Source organism: Nitrospirota bacterium, assembly GCA_015233895.1.
GTDB lineage: Bacteria > Nitrospirota > Thermodesulfovibrionia > Thermodesulfovibrionales > Magnetobacteriaceae > Magnetomonas.
The window spans coordinates 85,934-105,077 of the sequence record JADFXG010000008.1 but is presented as its reverse complement, the minus strand read 5'-3'; the positions used below and the strand labels follow the sequence as shown (position 1 = coordinate 105,077).

The 19,144-nt window shown below is 42.6% G+C and carries 15 protein-coding genes; 13 read left to right on the top strand and 2 right to left on the bottom strand.

What is annotated here, in order from left to right; translation table 11 throughout:
* Positions 1–10: 10 nt before the first annotated feature.
* The 11 genes from cbiQ to HQK88_07820 all read left to right on the top strand — a co-directional run bounded on the left by cbiQ (position 11) and on the right by HQK88_07820 (position 11,488).
* Entirely contained in the window at positions 11–826 is an 816-nt protein-coding gene (gene cbiQ / locus HQK88_07870; protein ID MBF0616721.1) for a cobalt ECF transporter T component CbiQ, read from the top strand.
* The gene (locus HQK88_07865; GenBank protein MBF0616720.1) at positions 823–1,557 is read left to right on the top strand and encodes an ABC transporter ATP-binding protein; all 735 of its coding nucleotides are present in this window, start codon (positions 823–825) and stop codon (positions 1,555–1,557) included. The genes cbiQ and HQK88_07865 overlap by 4 nt, the downstream gene beginning before the upstream one ends.
* Before the next feature lie 73 nt (positions 1,558–1,630).
* On the top strand, positions 1,631–1,792 hold the full coding sequence (locus HQK88_07860; GenBank protein MBF0616719.1) for a hypothetical protein: 162 nt from the start codon (positions 1,631–1,633) through the stop codon (positions 1,790–1,792).
* Between the two features lie 433 nt (positions 1,793–2,225).
* Positions 2,226–2,759 carry an ATP-dependent protease subunit HslV gene (gene hslV, locus HQK88_07855; GenBank protein MBF0616718.1) on the top strand — a complete coding sequence of 178 codons (534 nt, stop codon included), beginning with the start codon at positions 2,226–2,228 and terminating at the stop codon, positions 2,757–2,759.
* The gene (hslU, locus tag HQK88_07850) at positions 2,752–4,092 is read left to right on the top strand and encodes an ATP-dependent protease ATPase subunit HslU (protein MBF0616717.1); all 1,341 of its coding nucleotides are present in this window, start codon (positions 2,752–2,754) and stop codon (positions 4,090–4,092) included. Before hslV ends, hslU begins: the two co-directional genes overlap by 8 nt.
* On the top strand, positions 4,092–4,841 hold the full coding sequence (locus tag HQK88_07845) for a septal ring lytic transglycosylase RlpA family protein (protein MBF0616716.1): 750 nt from the start codon (positions 4,092–4,094) through the stop codon (positions 4,839–4,841). Before hslU ends, HQK88_07845 begins: the two co-directional genes overlap by 1 nt.
* Positions 4,842–4,914: 73 nt before the next feature.
* Entirely contained in the window at positions 4,915–6,852 is a 1,938-nt protein-coding gene (locus tag HQK88_07840) for a TonB-dependent receptor (protein ID MBF0616715.1), read from the top strand.
* Positions 6,853–6,909: 57 nt separating this feature from the next.
* Complete coding sequence (locus HQK88_07835) at positions 6,910–7,833, top strand: hypothetical protein (protein MBF0616714.1); 924 nt, start codon at positions 6,910–6,912, stop codon at positions 7,831–7,833.
* Positions 7,834–7,988: 155 nt separating this feature from the next.
* The gene (locus tag HQK88_07830) at positions 7,989–9,557 is read left to right on the top strand and encodes a HAMP domain-containing protein (GenBank protein MBF0616713.1); all 1,569 of its coding nucleotides are present in this window, start codon (positions 7,989–7,991) and stop codon (positions 9,555–9,557) included.
* A 281-nt stretch (positions 9,558–9,838) separates the two neighbouring features.
* Positions 9,839–11,077 carry a response regulator gene (locus tag HQK88_07825; GenBank protein MBF0616712.1) on the top strand — a complete coding sequence of 413 codons (1,239 nt, stop codon included), beginning with the start codon at positions 9,839–9,841 and terminating at the stop codon, positions 11,075–11,077.
* A 15-nt stretch (positions 11,078–11,092) separates the two neighbouring features.
* Positions 11,093–11,488 carry a response regulator gene (locus HQK88_07820; GenBank protein MBF0616711.1) on the top strand — a complete coding sequence of 132 codons (396 nt, stop codon included), beginning with the start codon at positions 11,093–11,095 and terminating at the stop codon, positions 11,486–11,488.
* Positions 11,489–11,564: 76 nt separating this feature from the next.
* Here HQK88_07820 and HQK88_07815 read toward each other — a convergent pair whose 3' ends face one another.
* Both HQK88_07815 and HQK88_07810 read right to left on the bottom strand, forming a co-directional pair.
* Positions 11,565–13,049 (bottom strand): O-antigen ligase family protein, encoded by a 1,485-nt coding sequence (locus HQK88_07815; GenBank protein ID MBF0616710.1) that lies wholly within the window; start codon positions 13,047–13,049, stop codon positions 11,565–11,567.
* 22 nt (positions 13,050–13,071) lie between these two features.
* A complete protein-coding gene (locus HQK88_07810) occupies positions 13,072–15,408 on the bottom strand; it encodes a hypothetical protein (protein MBF0616709.1) in 2,337 nt (778 codons plus the stop codon).
* A 206-nt stretch (positions 15,409–15,614) separates the two neighbouring features.
* Between HQK88_07810 and HQK88_07805 the strand changes: the two genes are divergently transcribed.
* Positions 15,615–16,637 carry a lysophospholipid acyltransferase family protein gene (locus HQK88_07805; GenBank protein MBF0616708.1) on the top strand — a complete coding sequence of 341 codons (1,023 nt, stop codon included), beginning with the start codon at positions 15,615–15,617 and terminating at the stop codon, positions 16,635–16,637.
* A 243-nt stretch (positions 16,638–16,880) separates the two neighbouring features.
* The gene (locus tag HQK88_07800) at positions 16,881–19,028 is read left to right on the top strand and encodes a sodium-translocating pyrophosphatase (GenBank protein MBF0616707.1); all 2,148 of its coding nucleotides are present in this window, start codon (positions 16,881–16,883) and stop codon (positions 19,026–19,028) included.
* Positions 19,029–19,144: the final 116 nt, after the last annotated feature.

Here is a 19,144-nt window from a genome sequence, read left to right as displayed (position 1 = left end):
AGAGAGTTGAATGATAAGCTTTGAAAAGGAATATTTTAATCTTGGATTTATTGATAAATTAGCTTACAAAGACTGCTTCATGCAAAGCATTGACCCAAGAGTAAAAATCATCACAACTGCGGCATTTACCATAGTTGTGGTATCGTACTCAAAGTATGAGCTAACTGGGCTCATGCCGTTTTTTTTGTTTCCTATGGTATGCAGCAGTTTGGGAGATGTGCCGTTAAAGTATGTTTTAAAAAAACTCCTCTTCTTTAGTGTTTTTCCGCTGCTAATTGGAATTTTTAATCCTCTTATAGATACGAAGCCGGTGTTTTTTTTCATGAATACCAGTGTATCGGGCGGATGGATTTCTCTAATCTCGATTTTCCTTAAATTTCAGTTAACTTTTAGCTTTGCCGTCATATTCATAGCGACAACGCCGCTGCCTCAGGTTTGTGCAGGACTAAAGCGTCTCGGAGTGCCGGATATTTTTACCTCTCAGCTAATGTTTCTTTACCGCTACATTTTCGTGTTAGCAGAGGAGACGATGAGAATGCTAAGAGCACGCGGACTCAGAACCTTTGGTGAGGTCAACATGAGTATGAAGGATTTTATAAATTTAGCCGGATTACTCTTTATAAAAACCTGTGAACGTGCCGAAAGGATTTACAGGGCAATGTTATCAAGGGGGTTTTCGAACACAATACATTCAATAAAGGACATATCAATTAAGCATACCGATTTGTTGTATTTAGCCATTACCACAGGTTTATTAATATTTTTCAGATTGTATGATGTGGCTGCTCTTTCAGGCAGAGCTATAACAGGGGGATTTTTAAGATGAGCCATCATCTCGTTGAATTCAGGGATGTTTACTATAGCTATCCTGATGGCACTTTGGCGCTTGACGGAGTATCGTTCAGAGTGCTGCATGGGGAATCAGTGGGGATTGTGGGAGCAAACGGCGCCGGTAAGTCAACACTTCTTATGCACATTAACGGAACAATAACCCCTTCAAAAGGCTCAGTTACCATTGGCGATGTACAGATAAATGCAAAAAACAAACAAGAGATAAGAAAAAAAGTCGGTGTTGTGTTTCAAAACCCGGACGATCAACTGTTTATGTCCACGGTGTTTGAAGATGTGGCTTTTGGGCCGCTTAACTTAGGGTTTAGTGAGGATAAGATAATGGAGGTAACTACCGGGGCGCTGTCTCAGGTAGGATGCCTTGAGTTAAAAGACCGTGCGCCGCATCACATCTCTAACGGGCAAAAAAGCAGAGTCGCTATAGCCACAGTGCTTGCAATGTCACCAGACATTCTGGTTATGGATGAGCCAGCGTCTAATCTTGACCCTAAATCGCGGAGATTTTTAATTAATCTGCTCAGAAATTTTTATCACACAAAAATCATAGCCTCTCACGATCTGGATCTTATTCTGGATGTCTGTCAGCGTTGCATTGTAATTAAAGAGGGAAAAATAGCGGCGGATAAACCCGCTATGGAGCTTCTTTCCGACTCAAAGTTGCTTGAGGAAAACAACCTTGAATTACCTCTGACCCTGCAGAGACGGTAATTTGTTGTGTCACACGATTTTATATCACCGATTTCGGATTCTTGACACAGAAGTATAAAAAAGCTTAGTATCAATGATGGAGACAGCAAACGTACTGCTCAAAGACCACCTTGAGGACATCCCTTTATCGGAACAGTGGCTTTATGACAACAAAGAAGCCCTCAAAAGTGTTCTGGCAGGGATAGAAGACTCTAAAGCTGGTAGAGTTCAGAAGATAGATCTTGACGAATTGTAGGGTTGGTATTGTTAGAAGTTTTTTTACCTGTATGTTTTGGCTCTAAGACCTTGGAAATAAAGAAATTACCATTTTATATGTAACGTTAAGTTGCAGTCTAAGTTATAATTTAAAGAGGAGATTACTACGTCGTTATGCTCCTCGTAATGACAGATAAAAAAATGACGTATGGGTAGCCCCGTCCATCATCAAACAACAAATCAGTGTTGTCATTGGCAACACTCCTACTCCGTCATTGCGAGCGTAGCGTAGCAATCTCCTCTTTTTCTATAACTTGATTTTCTTTTCTACGCTACTCGTCATCCGTGCAAGTTATTTATTCATAATTCAGGTAATTATTTGTACACTGATTTTTTTTTTAATATTTTGTTATCATATAAGTTGATGCCGGAAATGTAATTTTAGCGGCAAAAAATGATTAGAAGGCGGTTGTATGTTTGAAGCTACAACGATACTATGTGTGAGAAGAGACGGAAAGGTAGCAATCTCAGGGGACGGTCAGGTAACATTTGGCTCAACTGTGCTAAAGCATAATGCAAAAAAAATTCGCCGGATGTACAACGATAAGGTCATAGCTGGTTTTGCCGGTGCTACGGCTGATGCGTTTACATTGTTTGAAAAATTCGAGGGTAAACTTGAGACATACCGGGGCAATCTGACCCGTGCTGCTGTTGAGCTTGCCAAAGACTGGCGTATGGATAAGATTTTAAGGCGGCTTGAGGCTCTTCTGCTCATTGCCGATAAGGACACAACATTGATTATATCCGGCACCGGGGATGTCATTGAACCTGAGCTTGGGATAGCGGCAATAGGCTCAGGCGGCACATATGCCTTTGCAGCGGCAAGAGCGCTTCTTGAAAACACCTCACTGAGTGCCGTTGAAATTACTAACAAGTCTATGGAAATAGCCGCTGAAATCTGCATATATACGAATAAAAATATTACAACAGAGGAGCTAAATGGATAATCTTACTCCCAGAAAAATCGTAGAGGAACTCGACAAGTACATAATAGGCCAAAACTCCGCCAAACGCGCCGTAGCAATAGCACTCAGAAACCGATGGAGACGCCAGCAGCTGACACACGAGCTGCGGGATGAGGTACTCCCTAAAAATATTATTATGATTGGCCCCACCGGTGTTGGTAAGACAGAGATAGCAAGACGGCTTGCCAAACTTGCCTCCGCTCCGTTTATAAAAGTGGAGGCCTCTAAATTTACCGAGGTCGGGTATGTCGGCAGAGATGTTGAATCCATGATCAGAGATTTAACGGAAATCGGCGTTAATATGGTTAAAGATGAGCATTTTACTAAAATTCAGGAGCGTGCCCGCTCTCTTGCCGAGGAACGTATGCTGGATATTCTATTGCCGCCATATAAGGGCATGAAGGGGTTAAGCCCGTCTCTGGAGGAAAAACAAAAGCAGTCCGAGACGAGGGAAAAATTCAGGGATAAACTCAAAAACGGAAAGCTTGATGCAAAGTATGTAGAAATAGATGTAAAGGAAAGGGTTATGCCCTTTGGGGTTATATCAAATATCGGACTTGAGGACCTTGAGATAAATTTAAAGGAAATGCTTGGCAGTTTTCTCCCGGAAAAGGCTAAAAAGAAAAAGATGAAGGTGCCTGATGCCATAGCACTTCTTGTTAAAGATGAGGCTAATAAGCTGATTGACATGGAGGCTGTAACCAAGGAGGCTATCAGCAGAACCGAACAGACAGGAATGGTCTTTATAGATGAGGTGGATAAAATTGCCTCACGGGGTTCGTCGCACGGCCCTGACGTCTCACGAGAGGGCGTACAAAGAGACCTTCTGCCAATTGTCGAGGGAACAACGGTAACCACCAAGCACGGTCCGGTCAAGACTGACCACGTGCTTTTCATAGCGGCGGGCGCTTTTCACGTGTCAAAGCCCTCAGATTTAATCCCTGAGCTTCAGGGACGCTTCCCTATCAGAGTTGAGCTTGAAGCGCTCGGTAAGGGAGATTTTATCAGGATTCTGACCGAGCCCAGTAACGCTCTCATAAAGCAGTACGTGGCACTCCTTGCTACTGAAAACTATAAACTTGAATTCATTGAAGAGTCCATTGATGAGATAGCAGAAATCGCAACACAAGTAAACGAAAGAACAGAAAACATTGGGGCAAGACGGTTACAGACAGTGCTTGAGAAACTCCTTGAAGATGTCTCCTTTGACGCTCCTGATATGACAGAGGGCAGTCTTGTGGTTGACAGAAAGTATGTGGCTGATAAACTGACAAATATAGTTAAAAATGAGGATTTAAGCAGATACATACTGTAATGAGCAGAAACAGCCGGCGCACTCTGTTTTTTGGGCTGATATTTTCAGCAGTTGTGGTTTTGCTTACCGGCTGTTCTACGGCTCCGTCTACAAAAACATCTGGTGTAAACTATCAGAGAAATGCCTACATACCCAACAAGTATTCTCATGAAGAGGTTCCAATTAAAAGTGGCTCTGTTATGGTGGCATCGTGGTACGGGCCTGATTTTCACGGTAAACCTACGGCCTCAGGGGAAATTTACGATATGAATGCCATGACGGCAGCCCACAAAACACTGCCCTTTGGCACAATACTAAATGTTACAAACCCAAAAAACGGGGCATCGGCAAAGGTAATAGTTAATGACAGGGGGCCTTTTATTGCAGGGCGTGATCTGGACTTGTCTTATAGCGCTGCTAAAGCTATTGGAGTTTACGGCCCCGGCACTATGACTGTTGAGATTGATTATCTTGGCAGAGATATGAAGTATGTAAAATACATAAAGGTGTCAGACACTATCGCCTCCTCTGCCTCCCCCTCTGGATATACGATTCAGATAGGCGCTTTTCAGGAACAGCAGAATGCTCTGAGACTGAAGAGCTCCCTTGAGTTTGAATATAAGGGGGTTTACATAAAACAGATTTCCACCAATGGTAAGACCTTCTACAGAGTGCGAGTTGGAAAGTATAAGGACAAGACCAAAGCCATAGAGTATGCAAAGGGCCTTGCAGAGGTGGGATATGACACCCTTGTAACAGCATCTGATTAATAACAAATATGTTTTCTATCATTTTATGCTAAAATAACACGACCCTTAAATCTTATGATATAGGAGGATGGATATGAACCGTAAATACTTCTCTTCAATAATACTATGTCTTATATTTTTCTTATTTCCTGTCGGTCTTTTTGCCGGCGATGGAGACTCCGAAAGCATCGGACAAAAAGACAAAGACGAGATGATGCTTGCCAGGAACGAGAACGAGGAGCAGCTTCTCTACGCTTATTACGGCAATGACGCTACTATTATCACCTCTACGAGATACCTTAAGCCTGTCTCACAGGTAGCGGAAAATATGTCGGTTGTAACCGCAGAGATGATAAAGCAGATGAATGCCCACACGGTGGCTGAAGTTTTAAATGTCGTAACGGGAATCCAGGTGGATGAACGTTTCGTCTTTAGTAATTATTCAACTGCCGGAATTCAGGGAACAGGGTTTGCTTACGTACGAATACTCATAGACGGCGTTACGTTGAACAACCTGACGAGTAATGGTTATTTACTTGGAAACTTGCCGGTTCAATATATCGAAAGAATTGAGATAATCAAAGGCCCGGCATCTTCATCCTGGGGTTCGTCCCTTGGCGGAGTTATTAATATAGTCACAAAGTCCGGATCTCCCAATAACAAGGTAAGCGGAATGCTGTCCTCATCTTACGGGGCAAGAGGCAGCGGGGATTACAGGGGCGAGGCCGGCGGCTCTGTTTCAAAACTTAATTATTACGTCTCCGGTACGTATCTCGGTTCAGATGGCTTTACCCCCCATTCAGCCTTTACTAACACTACTTTCTATACAAAGGAAAAACTGGACTTAACAGATAAAGTTAACATAGTTTACACCCTGGGATACACTAACCTCGAAAGAGGAAACGGATATTATGCCATTCTCGGTAATGTATACGGCAACTCCAGGCTTCACGACTTGTTTACCACCCTTACGCTTAACGCCTCGCTAACGGATCAAATGTCGCTTTCTGTAGGCGGACGGTTTATCAACATATTCGAAGACGATGTATATTACAGAAAGGGAATAACCCGTGACACTTTATATCAGGACCAATTAGATGACGAAAATAGCAAAGGCGCCACCCTGACTTTCACCTGGAGGCCGGAGGGCCACACCATAACACTTGGGAGCGATTACGATGACGGCAAAGCTACCAGTTTATCAATAATGGGCGGTGATAAAACCTTAACGAAAACCGCCTTTTTTGTTAACGACACGATCAGTCTTATTAAAGACGTATATATTACCCCCGGGCTGAGATTCGATGATATAAGTGCAAACGGGAACTTTCTTAGTCCCAGCTTAGGAATAGCCTATAATCCAACGGAAAAAATCACCCTAAGGTTGAATGTAGCCAGGGGCTTTAATACCCCTTCCCTTGCTCAAACATATGCTACGGGCTTAAACTACGTCCCTAATCCGAACCTGAGAGTCGAAAAGGTATGGTCTTATCAGTTCGGGGTAGAAACCACTATGCTCCAGTTTGCCTGGCTTAAGACAACCATTTTCAGGCATGATGTTGATGACGGCCTCACTGCCGCACGCTCCCCAGGCACCCTTCAATACACATACGTCAATAGTCAAAGACAAAGGAGGCAGGGGCTTGAGGTGGAATTAGAGACTTTTCCAATCTACCACTTTTCGTTAAACAGCGGATACTCCTACGTAGATACAGAGGATATGTTAACTGGCCAACGCCTTTCAAATATCCCAAGGCATACCATAGATTTGGGGCTGCGCTACAAAAACAATACCCACATGGCATATATATACGGCCATTACAAAGAATGGGACAACATGCCCTTAGCTTATATAGTCAATGACAGAGCATTTGTTTTTAACATGAACGTATCCGAGAGGCTGTATAAAAACAACAACATCAGTGCCGAGGCATTCCTTACCGGCCACAACCTCTTTAACGCCTCACAATCCTACACAGGTATTGATAACCCCCGGCGATGGTTTGAAGCGGGGCTCAGACTTAACTTTTAAAATATAAATATGCATATTGCAACTAAAAAAAAATGTTACGTAAATACACCGGCATATATGGCTATTGCGATAATAACCATGTTATTCACACTTCTGTCTGTGGACACCGGGCGGTGCGCAGACAGATACGACGTCGTCATCGTAGAAAGCAGCGCCTATAAAATATACGAGGATGTCATTTCAGGATTTGAGCGTACCTGTAATTGTAACGTCAAAAAGATCATCCCCGCTGACATGTACGGGGACACAACCCTTAACGAGATATATAACTCCAGACCGAGGCTTGTTTTTGCCATAGGTTCTAAGGCTCTCCAATATCTGAGCGGTATAAACGACCTGCCGGTAATCTACACGATGGTGCATGACCCTAAACCTCTGATAAACGACAAGAAAAACTTTATCGGTATAACTATGGACATACCTTACGAGAAACAGCTTAGCACTATCGCCTCGATATTTACCTCTGTCAAGCGGCTTGGTATTGTATATCACACTGGCAATTCCGTTGGCCCTCCTGCAATAAACCATATCCTAAACAAGGCCGCCTCGTTAGGAATAACCGTAACAGAGGGTAAATTCCATGACAGCAAAGACCTGGTAACTGTAGTTGACAATATGGATGGAAATATTGATGCCCTATGGCTTATTCCGGATGTGTTAATGGCTTCGCCGGCAATTATCGAGCACATTATGCTTTATTCAATTAATTACAAGGTTCCTGTGTTTTCCTTTACGGACAAACACCTTGATATGGGGGCATGTCTTTCTATTATGACTAAACCTGACGACATGGGCACCCAGAGCGGAGAGTTAGCCAGTTCAATGATAAGCGGAGGGTCTCATCCGGATAATCTTATAAACCAGTCGCAATACGCCACTGTCACCATAAATAAAATCGTTACCTCCAAAATGAAAGTTACTATTGCCGAAAACTTTAAAAGCAAGGATATTATAAAGATTGACTTAACAAAAAAGAACTAATGGCATCCTTTACTAAACTTTATCGAGAAAAATTAAGCGTTAGGATATTTGTCCTCTCTACGATTTTTATCGTTTTTTTATGCACAACTCTTTTTACCTTCTTTATTTATAATCAACTGGACTTGTTAAAGGAAAAGATAATACGTGAGGGAACATTGCTTATAGAGCTTCTTGCCTACAACTGCAGATTAGGGGTTTTTTCGGAAAGTGAGAAACTCCTGGATAACTCCATAGAGGCAGTAACAAAGCGTAAGAACGTCTCTTTTGTCTCAATTTATAATGCTAAAGGAAAGCTGATTTTAAAAAAGTTTGTAAATATTGATAAATCCAGGATGCCTCAATTTAATAATGACGAACATAAATTTACAGGGGAAAGTAAAAAAATACAAAACAATATGACGTCGTATTATTTAGAAACCGGCAACGATTTCGAGTTTTGGGCTCCTGTTTATTCAAGTTACAATAATCCTGCCGGGGACATTGAGGTATTAACTGACTTTGTACCAACCAAAACCGATGCCGTCATAGGCTATGTTCACATACGTATATGGAAAGATGAGTTGAAAACTGAGCAGCATGAGTTGATGTATAAAAGTATTGCCCTGGGTGTGATATTTTTAATCATTGGATTATTGGCGGCATACCTTGTCGTAAGGACAATAACCATGCCTATAAAAAAACTGACAGACACTGTCAGAAACTATAGTGCCACAGGCCGCATAGAAGTTACACACTTACACCTAAGGGATGAAATATTCGAACTGGCACAGGCATTTAACGAAATGGGCGAACTGGTACAAACCCGGACAGCTGAACTAAAAACAACGGTTTCCACCCTGCAGGACGAAATAACACTACGGATTAAGAGCGAGGAGGCAGTAATGGAATTAAACAAGACTCTTGATGAGAGGGTAAATACTGAGATAAATAAACAGCGGGAACAGGAGAAACTCCTGATTTATCAATCCAGGCTTTCGTCTATGGGAGAGATGTTAAGCTCAATAGCCCATCAATGGCGTCAGCCGCTAAACAACCTAAGAGCATTATCCTTAGACTTGCAGGACTCATACGAATACGGTGAACTCAATAAAGACTACCTTAGCGATAACATTAAACAATCAAACGAGCAACTATCATATATGTCGAGGACTATAGACGATTTCAGGGACTTTTTCAAACCAGATAAAGAAAGGGAACAATGTAATATTATAGAGGTCACAGAGGAGGCATTATCCATTGTTTCCCTACAGCTTAAACATAACGCAATATTGTGTAATTTTAACCGTGAATTTAGTGGTGTCTCATCAGACAGCTCGCACACTTATTCAGACAGCGGGCTTTTTGCTGATTTATACAGGAACGAGTTCAAGCAGGTTATAATCATACTAATAAACAACGCTTCAGACTCTATTAAGGAAAGGGGCAAAAATGGTTTGGAAACACCTTATAATGGAATTATAGACATAGATTTTGCCAGGGCAGACGGTAAGGCAATTGTCAGAATAAGCGACAACGGCAAAGGAATCCCGGATGATATAAGGCACAGGATTTTTGAACCTTATTTTACCACGAAATTTAAAAGCCAGGGCACAGGTATAGGATTATACATGGCAAAGGTGATTATTGAAAACAACATAAGTGGCAGAATATACGCCGAAAATAAAAACACAGGTGCAAGCTTTACAATAGAGCTTAATTGTACCGACATAAAAACCATTGCATGATTTTCCTGTACCAGACAGCATTCATTCGCCTAACTTCGAAAGCAAACGTCAAAGTAATTATTAAAGAGGAGATTACCACGTCGCTACGCTCCTCGTAATGACGATAAGGATGTTCACGAACTGCCCCACGCCGTCATTGCGAGCGCAGCGTCGCAATCTCCTCTTTTTTCTGTAACTTAATTTTGTTTTTGAAAGCGATTGGTATCAGGCACTGAGGCTGCTTGATAACATTGACACAATAGTTACACTTTTGTGTTATAATCGTTGTATTCCGTATGGATATGAATATTAATAAGCTGAACGAACTGTCCGAAACCAGGGTGATGATAGTTGAGGATGAGTGGATAATAGCAACTAATCTTCAAAACGTGCTTGAGGACATCGGGCTTACCGTGACAAGTGTGGTTCTGTCCGGCGAGGAGGCACTAAAAAGGGCAGCGGATGAAAGACCTGATGTTGTTCTTATGGACATTCTCCTGCACGGTAAAATGGACGGTATAGAGACTGCGGAAAGTTTAAGAGAGCTCTATGACATTCCGGTAGTGTATCTGACCTCCCACACTGACGAACGAACGTTTCAAAGGGCAAAGGGTTCAGCGCCGTTTGGTTATCTGGTTAAACCGTTTGAAAGGACTGAGTTGAGATATGCCATAGAGATGGCTGTGTATAAGCACAGGATGGAAAAAGCACTCAGGGAAAAATCGAGGCAGTTAGAGGAGTTAAACAAATCCCTTGAGCTAAAGGTTAAGGATGAAGTGGAAAAAGGCCGGCACAGAGAGCATATGTTAATCCAGCAGTCTAAACTTGCGGCGATGGGCGAGATGATGTTTAATATTGCCCACCACTGGAGACAGCCGTTAAACATTATAGGCCTGTTAATTCAGGACCTTGATGAAGCCTCAACGTTTGGCGAAATTGACGACGAGTATGTAAAGAAAATGTCCAGTGACACCATGGAGCAGCTTAACCTGATGTCCAAAACAATATCCGATTTCAGTAATTTTTGTAAGCCCTCGGACACTAAAATAGTGTTTGATATTAAAGAGGCACTGGACAATGTAGTTGCTCTTGTGAAAAGCCAACTTGAGAATAACCAGATAAATATAATAATCCGGAAATCTGACGGGAGCATTTTTAAACCAGATTCGTATGTGACAGTGGGGTACCCCGGTGAGTTTAAGCAAGTAATCCTCAGTATTCTAAATAATGCCAAAGATTCGATTTTTTCAAAGCGGCTAAGCAGCAGCTATGTACATGGAGAGGATGGTGAAATTATAATAGAGTTTAGTGAGACTAAAGATTCAGTACGCGTAAGTATCAAAGACAATGGAGAGGGAATTTCTGACCTTATACGGGACAGGATTTTTGAGCCCTACTTTACGACAAAAACTGACGGTATAGGAATTGGTTTATACATGTCTAAACTGATAATAGAAAACTACATGAATGGCAAATTGTATGCCAGTAATACAGAAGCGGGTGCCATGTTTACGGTACAACTGCAAAGACAAATCCAATAAGAATGGAGGGATCATATGAAAGCCTTAGTGGTAGAGGATGAGTTCAGAAGCAGAACTCTTTTACAAAGGATAATGTCACGATACGGGGACTGCGATGTTGCGATAAACGGGCATGAGGCGATAGAGGCTTTTGTTCACGCATGGAAAGAAGAGCATCCTTATGATCTCATCTGCATGGATATCATGATGCCTGAGATGGATGGCCAGCAGGCACTTAAGGATATCAGGGAAATTGAGAAAAAGGCTGGCATTGAGGATGACAACAGAGTTAAAATCATCATGACCACCGCGTATGATATTCAGGAGGAAAAAGACGAGGCTTTTGAATGGGGATGTACGGATTATCTTGTAAAACCAATTGACAAGAACAAATTACTCGACTTACTCAAAAAATATAACTTTGCACAGTAGCCGCAGGTAGTCTGAAAGTGAGTGGATTATCTGCGCTTGCGGTGAGAAACTGCTGTTAACATATCCTTTGGTTATTTTAGTTAACGGTTTGGGCTACATGTTTGTTTTTCAAAACGTTATAGGAAGCTGCAAGGAAAGATAACACAAACCAACTGTATCTTGATGAGACTGAGGTCAGATCACCCCATACAGTCTCGTTTATTCCCAAAACCGCAATGACGGAAACAACAGAGCCCAGTGCAATATCGGCGGTGAGTGAGCCGTCCATTCGCTTATATATTTCTTTCATAGAGTACACGATTTTCCACAAAAGATACAGAAATAGCACAATGCCTGCCAGTCCCATGTCAAACAGGAAAGAGAGCACTAAACCGTGGGTCTCGGTAGCAGTGTACTTAGAGATATAAACAAAACCGCTCATTCCAATCCCTATTAAAACTGTATATGGATTTTCCATAAAGTGTTTAAACCCGGATTTCCATATCAGCCAACGGGTATTAACCCCTGCAACGCCCTGTGTGCTTGAACTAAGAAATTCGGTACTTGCAGGGGTTTTGGTCGGAGTAAACCAGAGTTTTTCCGTATAGCCAAAGCCCATTAGAATTCTATCTATAAACCCAGGGGTCAAAAACACCACTACAAGCCCGATGCTTACTATATATTTCAGGGCATTAAAAATAAACTTTTTCCTGGTATTTGGGTGAAGGTAGATAAGCAAAGTAATGCCTATGACAGCTGATGCCAAAGCTGAACGAACAGCCATAATGCCTATTGCATAGAACGCTGACAGGGTTGCAATAAAAAATAAATTGTGTTTAAACCCCTTGTACCTGAAACCAATCGGAGCAAAGACCATTATGACCATTACAATAAGCTCAGAAGATGGCGGCCCTCCGGCAAGTCCCATAGGTCTTTTGTCCACCTGCTCGATTCCAAAAAAACCAAGGGTTATACCCTTAGCCAAAGTCATATCTATTCTTTTAGCATAGTACTTTGAAACCACCACGGAAATTATAATTATGAATGTGGAAACAGCAATTGTGATAACTGCATTTCTTAGGGATTTCTCATCATTAACAATAGCCGTAATAAGATAAAATGTGATGGCATTACAGGTAAACATGGCAAAGAAGTGCAGCCCAAGCTCCAGATTTGGTGTCCATAACAAAGTTAACGTTTCAACCAAAAAAATAATCAAAAGAGGTGCATCAAGCGGAGTGGTCTGTCTCTTTGTCTCTTTGTTTATGGCCTTTTTTAATACCCATGAAATTAGTGTTAAAAATAAAAAAATCAGGTAAACGGGATACTCCATTATGTCCCCTGCGGCAAACATGAATTTAAGCGCCGTGTGCTGAATATAAACGGTTAGAAACGTAAGGGCAAGAAATATCTCAGGCTTAAGTATCGTTAAAAACAGTACAGGAATCAATATTACAGGAATGAGCGCGTAAGGAGTAAACAGAAAAAACACAGCTGATACGAAGGCATAAAGAAGTAAAAATGTCTCCAAAAAAGTCTTTTCGTCTGAGAAACGTAATCTAATTTTTATGAATTCATACATGTCTCAGCACTCAGGTTTAGGGTTAATCGGCATTGTTTGCCCATACAATATAAAGCTCCTTTCCACCTTTTTCAAACCTGTACGCAGTCACACCAGGGCCTGCGTTGACCTCAGATGTTTTTGCCGCCTCAAAACAACTGAGCTTCTGAGCAAGGTTTTTATATGAGTAGTAGGCTAACTTCTTTGAGGATAACCCGTCGTTTTCCGGGTTATTGATAAGGCCTGAGAAGTCAAAAATGCTGTAGCCTCCCGCATAAAAATGGTAGTCGTGAATATTAGACCAAAAAACCCTGAAAGCTCCGAGGCTAATCACTGTAGCGTAGGTTTTAACGAGATTTGCCGCCTGGTTAGTCTCCGAATAACCCTTTGTAAATGGATTATGGGTATCGCATGGATAGCTTGTCTCACCCAAAAATACTGGCATATTGGCATATCCGTAACGGTTAAGCAATTCCCTGCTTTTTTTGTATTGAGTTTTTATGAGTTCAAACTTATCAATACCGCCACGTTTTACGCCAAGAAACATGTCAAAAGCGTGCCAAAGTCCAAAGGCATCAAAGGAGTTTTTAGCGTTTAGTTTTTTAAGATTGTCAAACACCTCTTCAAAGAAAGTGCCTTCAGGGTTTATGTACCCTCCGGTGTAAAGCTTGCAGTCAGGGCATTGCTGATTAAAGACTTTCTTTGTAGTGGCAAGTGCAAGGGCATAGTCGGCTGGTTTCCATGAGGCGTCAACCTCGGTCTCCATCGTAAAGTGTTTGACCTTTGGAAGCTTACGGATAAGGGCTCTCAGAAACTCAGAATAACCTGAGACGTCAGCCTGTGTAAACACGCCTGCCTTCTGCGGCGGTCTGGCATCGCCGGTGCTGGGATTAATTGTAACGAGTACACTGACACCGCGATTCATTGCGTTTTCATAGAGAGTGTTTAATTGTGTTAAGTAGGCCTCGCCGGCTTGTAAGTTCATGCCGCCCCTCAGGTATATCATATACTGGGCAGAGGGAGGCCCCAAAAAACGCATCCACTTATAACCAACATCACTAGCAAATTTCCCTGCATAAAAATCCGAATTTAACCTGTCAAGCCTCTCCTCTACATCCAAAATCCCAAACGGTGAACCATTTGCTGTTGCCGTACAGGTTGCTCCGGCATTTGCCGATGTTTCAACAATTACAGGCACTGAGCCGACGCTTAGATTAATCTTACCATTTACGACCCGTACCGTTTCGGAGTCAAATGCCGTAGAAAAGTTTGTGACAAGAGCGCCTGTTGCATACCGGGGCACGCTCTCTGACACTCTGGCCTCAGCGGCATTGACAGACAATACTGCAGGCACGAATTTTTTTGCTTGCGGTGCGTGTTTTTCAGCTTTTACTGCATTCCAGTCAGTTTTGGGATCCACTGCCCGCTCCAAATCGGCAAATGTCTTATCCACAAGACCGTAGGCTTTCTCAGGGTTTTCTCTTTGCTGCACCATGATAAACAAACCGGTCTCTATTGTGTATATCTTGTCGGCATACTTGTTTTTCCCGGAAAGTGATTCTGCCCATGATTTTAGGGCTATAGCACGTGTTTTTACATTGGATGAATTCGTTTGTGATGTTTTGACCTCTTTTCTTATCTTATCTATCTCATCCTGTAACATCATAGATGTGGGATTTCCCATGGGGCTTTTGACTGAACCGGTAGTTTGCTCAGGGTGTGAGCTTAAGAATTTGTCAAGCTCTTTTAGTATGGTATCAAGAAGTGCTGCGGCATCGGCAGGGCTGCTTTTGCGTAAATCATCAAGCCGGTGTGATTTCTCCTTTGAAAACACACTATCTATGTTAACACCGCGTGCCACCATAGACTGTGCCCAGAGGCTCAGGACAGCAATACGTGCGTTGAGGTTTTCAGCCGTGGTGCTCTGTGTCTTACTCTGTATTAGCAGGTTAGAAATATCGTCTTTTGCGGGGGCATTGGGGGGAGGACTCTGCGCTGATACAGATTTGGTAGTGTCTCCGCTGCCGCCGATAAATTTCTCTACATCGGCATATATGGCATCAATCATCTTACAAGCCTCAGAGGGATTTTCTTGCGAAAGTGATTCAAGTCCCCTGCCCTTTTGCTGTGGAAGCACACTGTCAACGCTGACTCCCTTTGTCATCATGCTTTGTGCCCAAAGGGTAAGAGTGTCCATACGTTGCTTCATATTTGACTGATCCGTGGGCGAGGCCTTTACCTGTTTTATCATTGAATCAATATCCACTGTGCCTCTTACTTGTGGAGGTGGGGGCTCTGTCATTTCAGACAAAGCAGATTCCGGCATATAAACAATTGCAGCTAATACAATAATGTACAAAAGTATCTTAATTCTGTTCATTACATTATCCTCCTTAGTGGCCAACTGTTTTATTTCTAAAAAACTATATCCGGCTAAATTTCAGATTTAATTCTTGCTGCTCCTCTGCTATATATGCTATATCTACTTGTTAAAAGGTGTCAATCCCTTTCCAAGGTTATTGTAGTTGATTTTTTTCTATAAAATATTTGCATTAAATTGCAGGTTTTGTTATAAAATATACGACGATGGCATATCTTCAAACAATAAAAGGCTTTTTGAACCCTGTCGCTTTTTTAAAGTGGCTTTACTGGAGGTATTTGAGATTAGTTTTTTCAGAGCTTCCGGTTGCGTTTATCAATGCAGTGATGTCGCTTTTAGCGCGCTTACAAATGGCGTCAAACAGACAGCGTAAGCTTGTCACACTTGAGGAGCTTTTTAAATCAGGCTTGATAGATGAAACTTGTAATATGCGGGAGACGTTGCATGTTGTATTTCAAACCCAACTGAACTCATGGGCAAAACTCTGTTATTTACAAAAAATCAACAGCAGTAATGTTGACGACTATGTTGCAATTGAGGGGGCAGAGCATCTTGATAACGCTCTCAGAGGAAACAGGGGAGCACTTTTATTGAATTCTCATTTTGGACCATATATGATGTCTATGCCGGCACTTGGATACAGAGGCTATCGGGTTAACCAGGTAGCCATTCAGGGGGACCCTCCAACTGTGGGCAGAAAAGGGTTTTTCTGGTATGCTAATGAGGCCAAATTTCAGGCCGTGGAAAAACTTATGCCTGTGAATTTCATAAACGCAAGCATCCCAGTTGGAGATAAAAACGGTTTAAGAAACATGTCTATGAGAGATATCATACTTGCTTTGCAAAGAAATGAGTTCGTACTGTTTCCTGCAACCGGTCGAGGAGGCAGAAAGTGGGTACAAGCATCATTTCTGGGACGCACCGTTAACTTTAATATATCCCCCTTCAAACTTGCCATTAAAACAGGTACTGCGCTGTTGCCTGTGTTTCTCATTGACCTCAGAGATGGCATAGCAAAGATGGTTGTAGAACCTCCTATAGATGTTTCAGAAAATGACACATCTGAAACCCTTCTGGATAAGTACCTGGCTGTGGTGAGCAGATATGTGAAACACTATCCTGAGCAATTTGCTTATTTTCTCTATGAAATGAAGATGAAATCATGGTGGGACGATCACCCCTTTTTTACCGATTACAAAACCAGCAGGGTATTCATTAAAAAAACTTGACAATAATCCTTAAAAGGTATATAATCCCAGATTATGGTTTTTAACCACATTCCGGTTGACCTGTCGGTGTGTCGGCAGTACAAGGGGTTATGATATAGTTATATGTGGATAGCCATCCCGGGGCAAACAAATGGTCAGTGTATAGCGGCGGCTTTGTTGTTGCTGGCAGGTAAAACCGGTTAGAATAGGCCGCACATTGTGTGGCAAATATATATAAAAAAACGTCAAGGAGATTAAGGAGTTATGGAAAATGTCTTGCTGGCGCTGATATTCGGTATCAGCATCATTGGCATTGTCGTAGCTTTCATGTTCGCCAAATGGGTTTTAGCAAAAGATGACGGCACGGATAACATGAGGGCTATATCGGATGCCATAAGAGAGGGTGCAAATGCTTTTTTAAAAAGGCAGTATCAAACGATAATAATACTTGCATTGGTGTTTGCTGTAGTTTTATTTATAGGCTACGGGGCTGTAAGACAACATCAGAGTTTTGACCCTGTGTCATCAAGTGTTGAGCTGGCCATATGGATAACCTTATCCTTTGTCTTCGGGGCGATATGTTCATTGTTTGCCGGATTCATTGGCATGTGGGTCAGTATAAGGAGTAACATCAGAACTGCTGCGGCAGCACGCACCAGTGTAAACGATGCTCTTCAGATTGCCCTCAGAGGCGGCGCTGTATCAGGCCTTATGGTGGTTTGCATGAGCCTGCTCGGTGTTACGGGACTTTATGTGCTGGTTAAATCATTTGCAAATGTGGAGGCCACTAAAATCCCCTTTATGATAGTAGGATATGGTTTTGGTGCCTCGTTTGTGGCTTTATTTGCCCAGTTGGGCGGTGGTATTTACACTAAGGCTGCCGATGTTGGAGCAGACCTTGTTGGAAAGGTAGAGGCTGGAATTCCTGAGGATGATCCGAGAAACCCTGCCGTTATTGCAGACCTCGTTGGTGACAACGTAGGCGACTGTGCAGGCCGTGGCGCCGACCTCTTTGAGTCCACTGCCGCTGAAAACATCGGAGCTATGATTTTGGCTGCCGTTATGGCAAAAGGCATACCGGGCGTAGACCCGCTTTGGATTATCGGCGTTATGATGTTTCCGCTGCTGGCCAGAGCTTTCGGCATAATAGCGTCAATAGTGGGCGTTTTGTTTGTTAAAATCAGAGAAGACGAGGAACCTATGGCAGGCCTTAACAGGGGTTACTATGTGACCGTATTTCTGGCCATCATAGGTCTTGGTGTGGCAAGCAGACTTCTCTTTTACCTTCCTGAGTACCCCAACGCATGGATATACCTCTTTTTTGCCGGAGTTGTCGGTGTGCTGACCTCAGTTGTCTTTATATATATAACTGAGTACTACACTGAGTTCAGGTTCAGGCCGGTTCGCTCCATAGCCGAGTCAAGCCAGACCGGTCCTGCTACCAATATCATAACTGGTGTGGCAATAGGACTTGAATGTACAGCGCCTACGGCTATTGCTATTTCAGCCTCCCTGTTGATAGCCTACTACCTTGGGCTACATTCCGGGTTCCCAAATGCTGGAATTTTTGGGACTGCAGTTGCTACGATGGGAATGCTTGGACCAGCCGCTTATGTTTTAGCTATGGATACCTTTGGTCCTATATCTGACAATGCCGGTGGTATTATAGAAATGAGCGACCAGCCGGAGGACGTAAGAAACAGAACAGACAAGCTTGACGCAGCCGGTAACACCACAAAGGCGCTCACAAAGGGTTATGCTATCGGCTCAGCAGCCCTTGCTGCATTCTTGCTCTTCAGAGCATACCTTGATGAGGTTACTAACTATGGACATGAAATAAAGTCAGTGGATTTGGCTGAACCAGTAGTGTTTGTTGGAGCGCTTCTTGGCGCAGCCCTTGTGTTTATATTCTCAGCTCTTGCCGTTAAAGCAGTAGGCACAGCAGCTTATTACGTTATTCAAGACGTAAGAGACCAGTTCAGGGAAAAGCCTGGTATTTTGAAAGGCACCGAGAAACCTGATTACGGCCGTTGTGTTGACATCGTAACAAAGGGCGCACTTAAGCAGATGATTTTACCTGGTCTTGTTGCAACCCTTAGCCCGATTATTGTTGGATTGGTATTTAAGCAGGTTGGAAAGGGCGCAGAGGCAGTAGCCGCTCTTATTATGGTTGGAACAATTGCCGGAATTCTTATGGCAACGTTTTTCAATAATGCGGGCGGTGCCTGGGATAATGCTAAGAAATTCATCGAAGCCGGAAACATGGGCGGTAAGGGTTCTTTGACCCACAAGGCCGCTGTTGCCGGTGATACTGTTGGTGATCCTTTTAAAGATACCGCTGGCCCCTCACTTCACGTATTGATTAAACTCCTTTCCACTATCACACTCGTTTTAGCACCACTATTCATATAAGATAGTAAAGGAAAGATAAACTATAAAGGATTTTTAGGGAAATGGCACTGCCATTTCCTTAAAAATCCTGTCGTTTTTCTAATCATAACCATCAAAAAAGAGTTTTAACCGCAGAT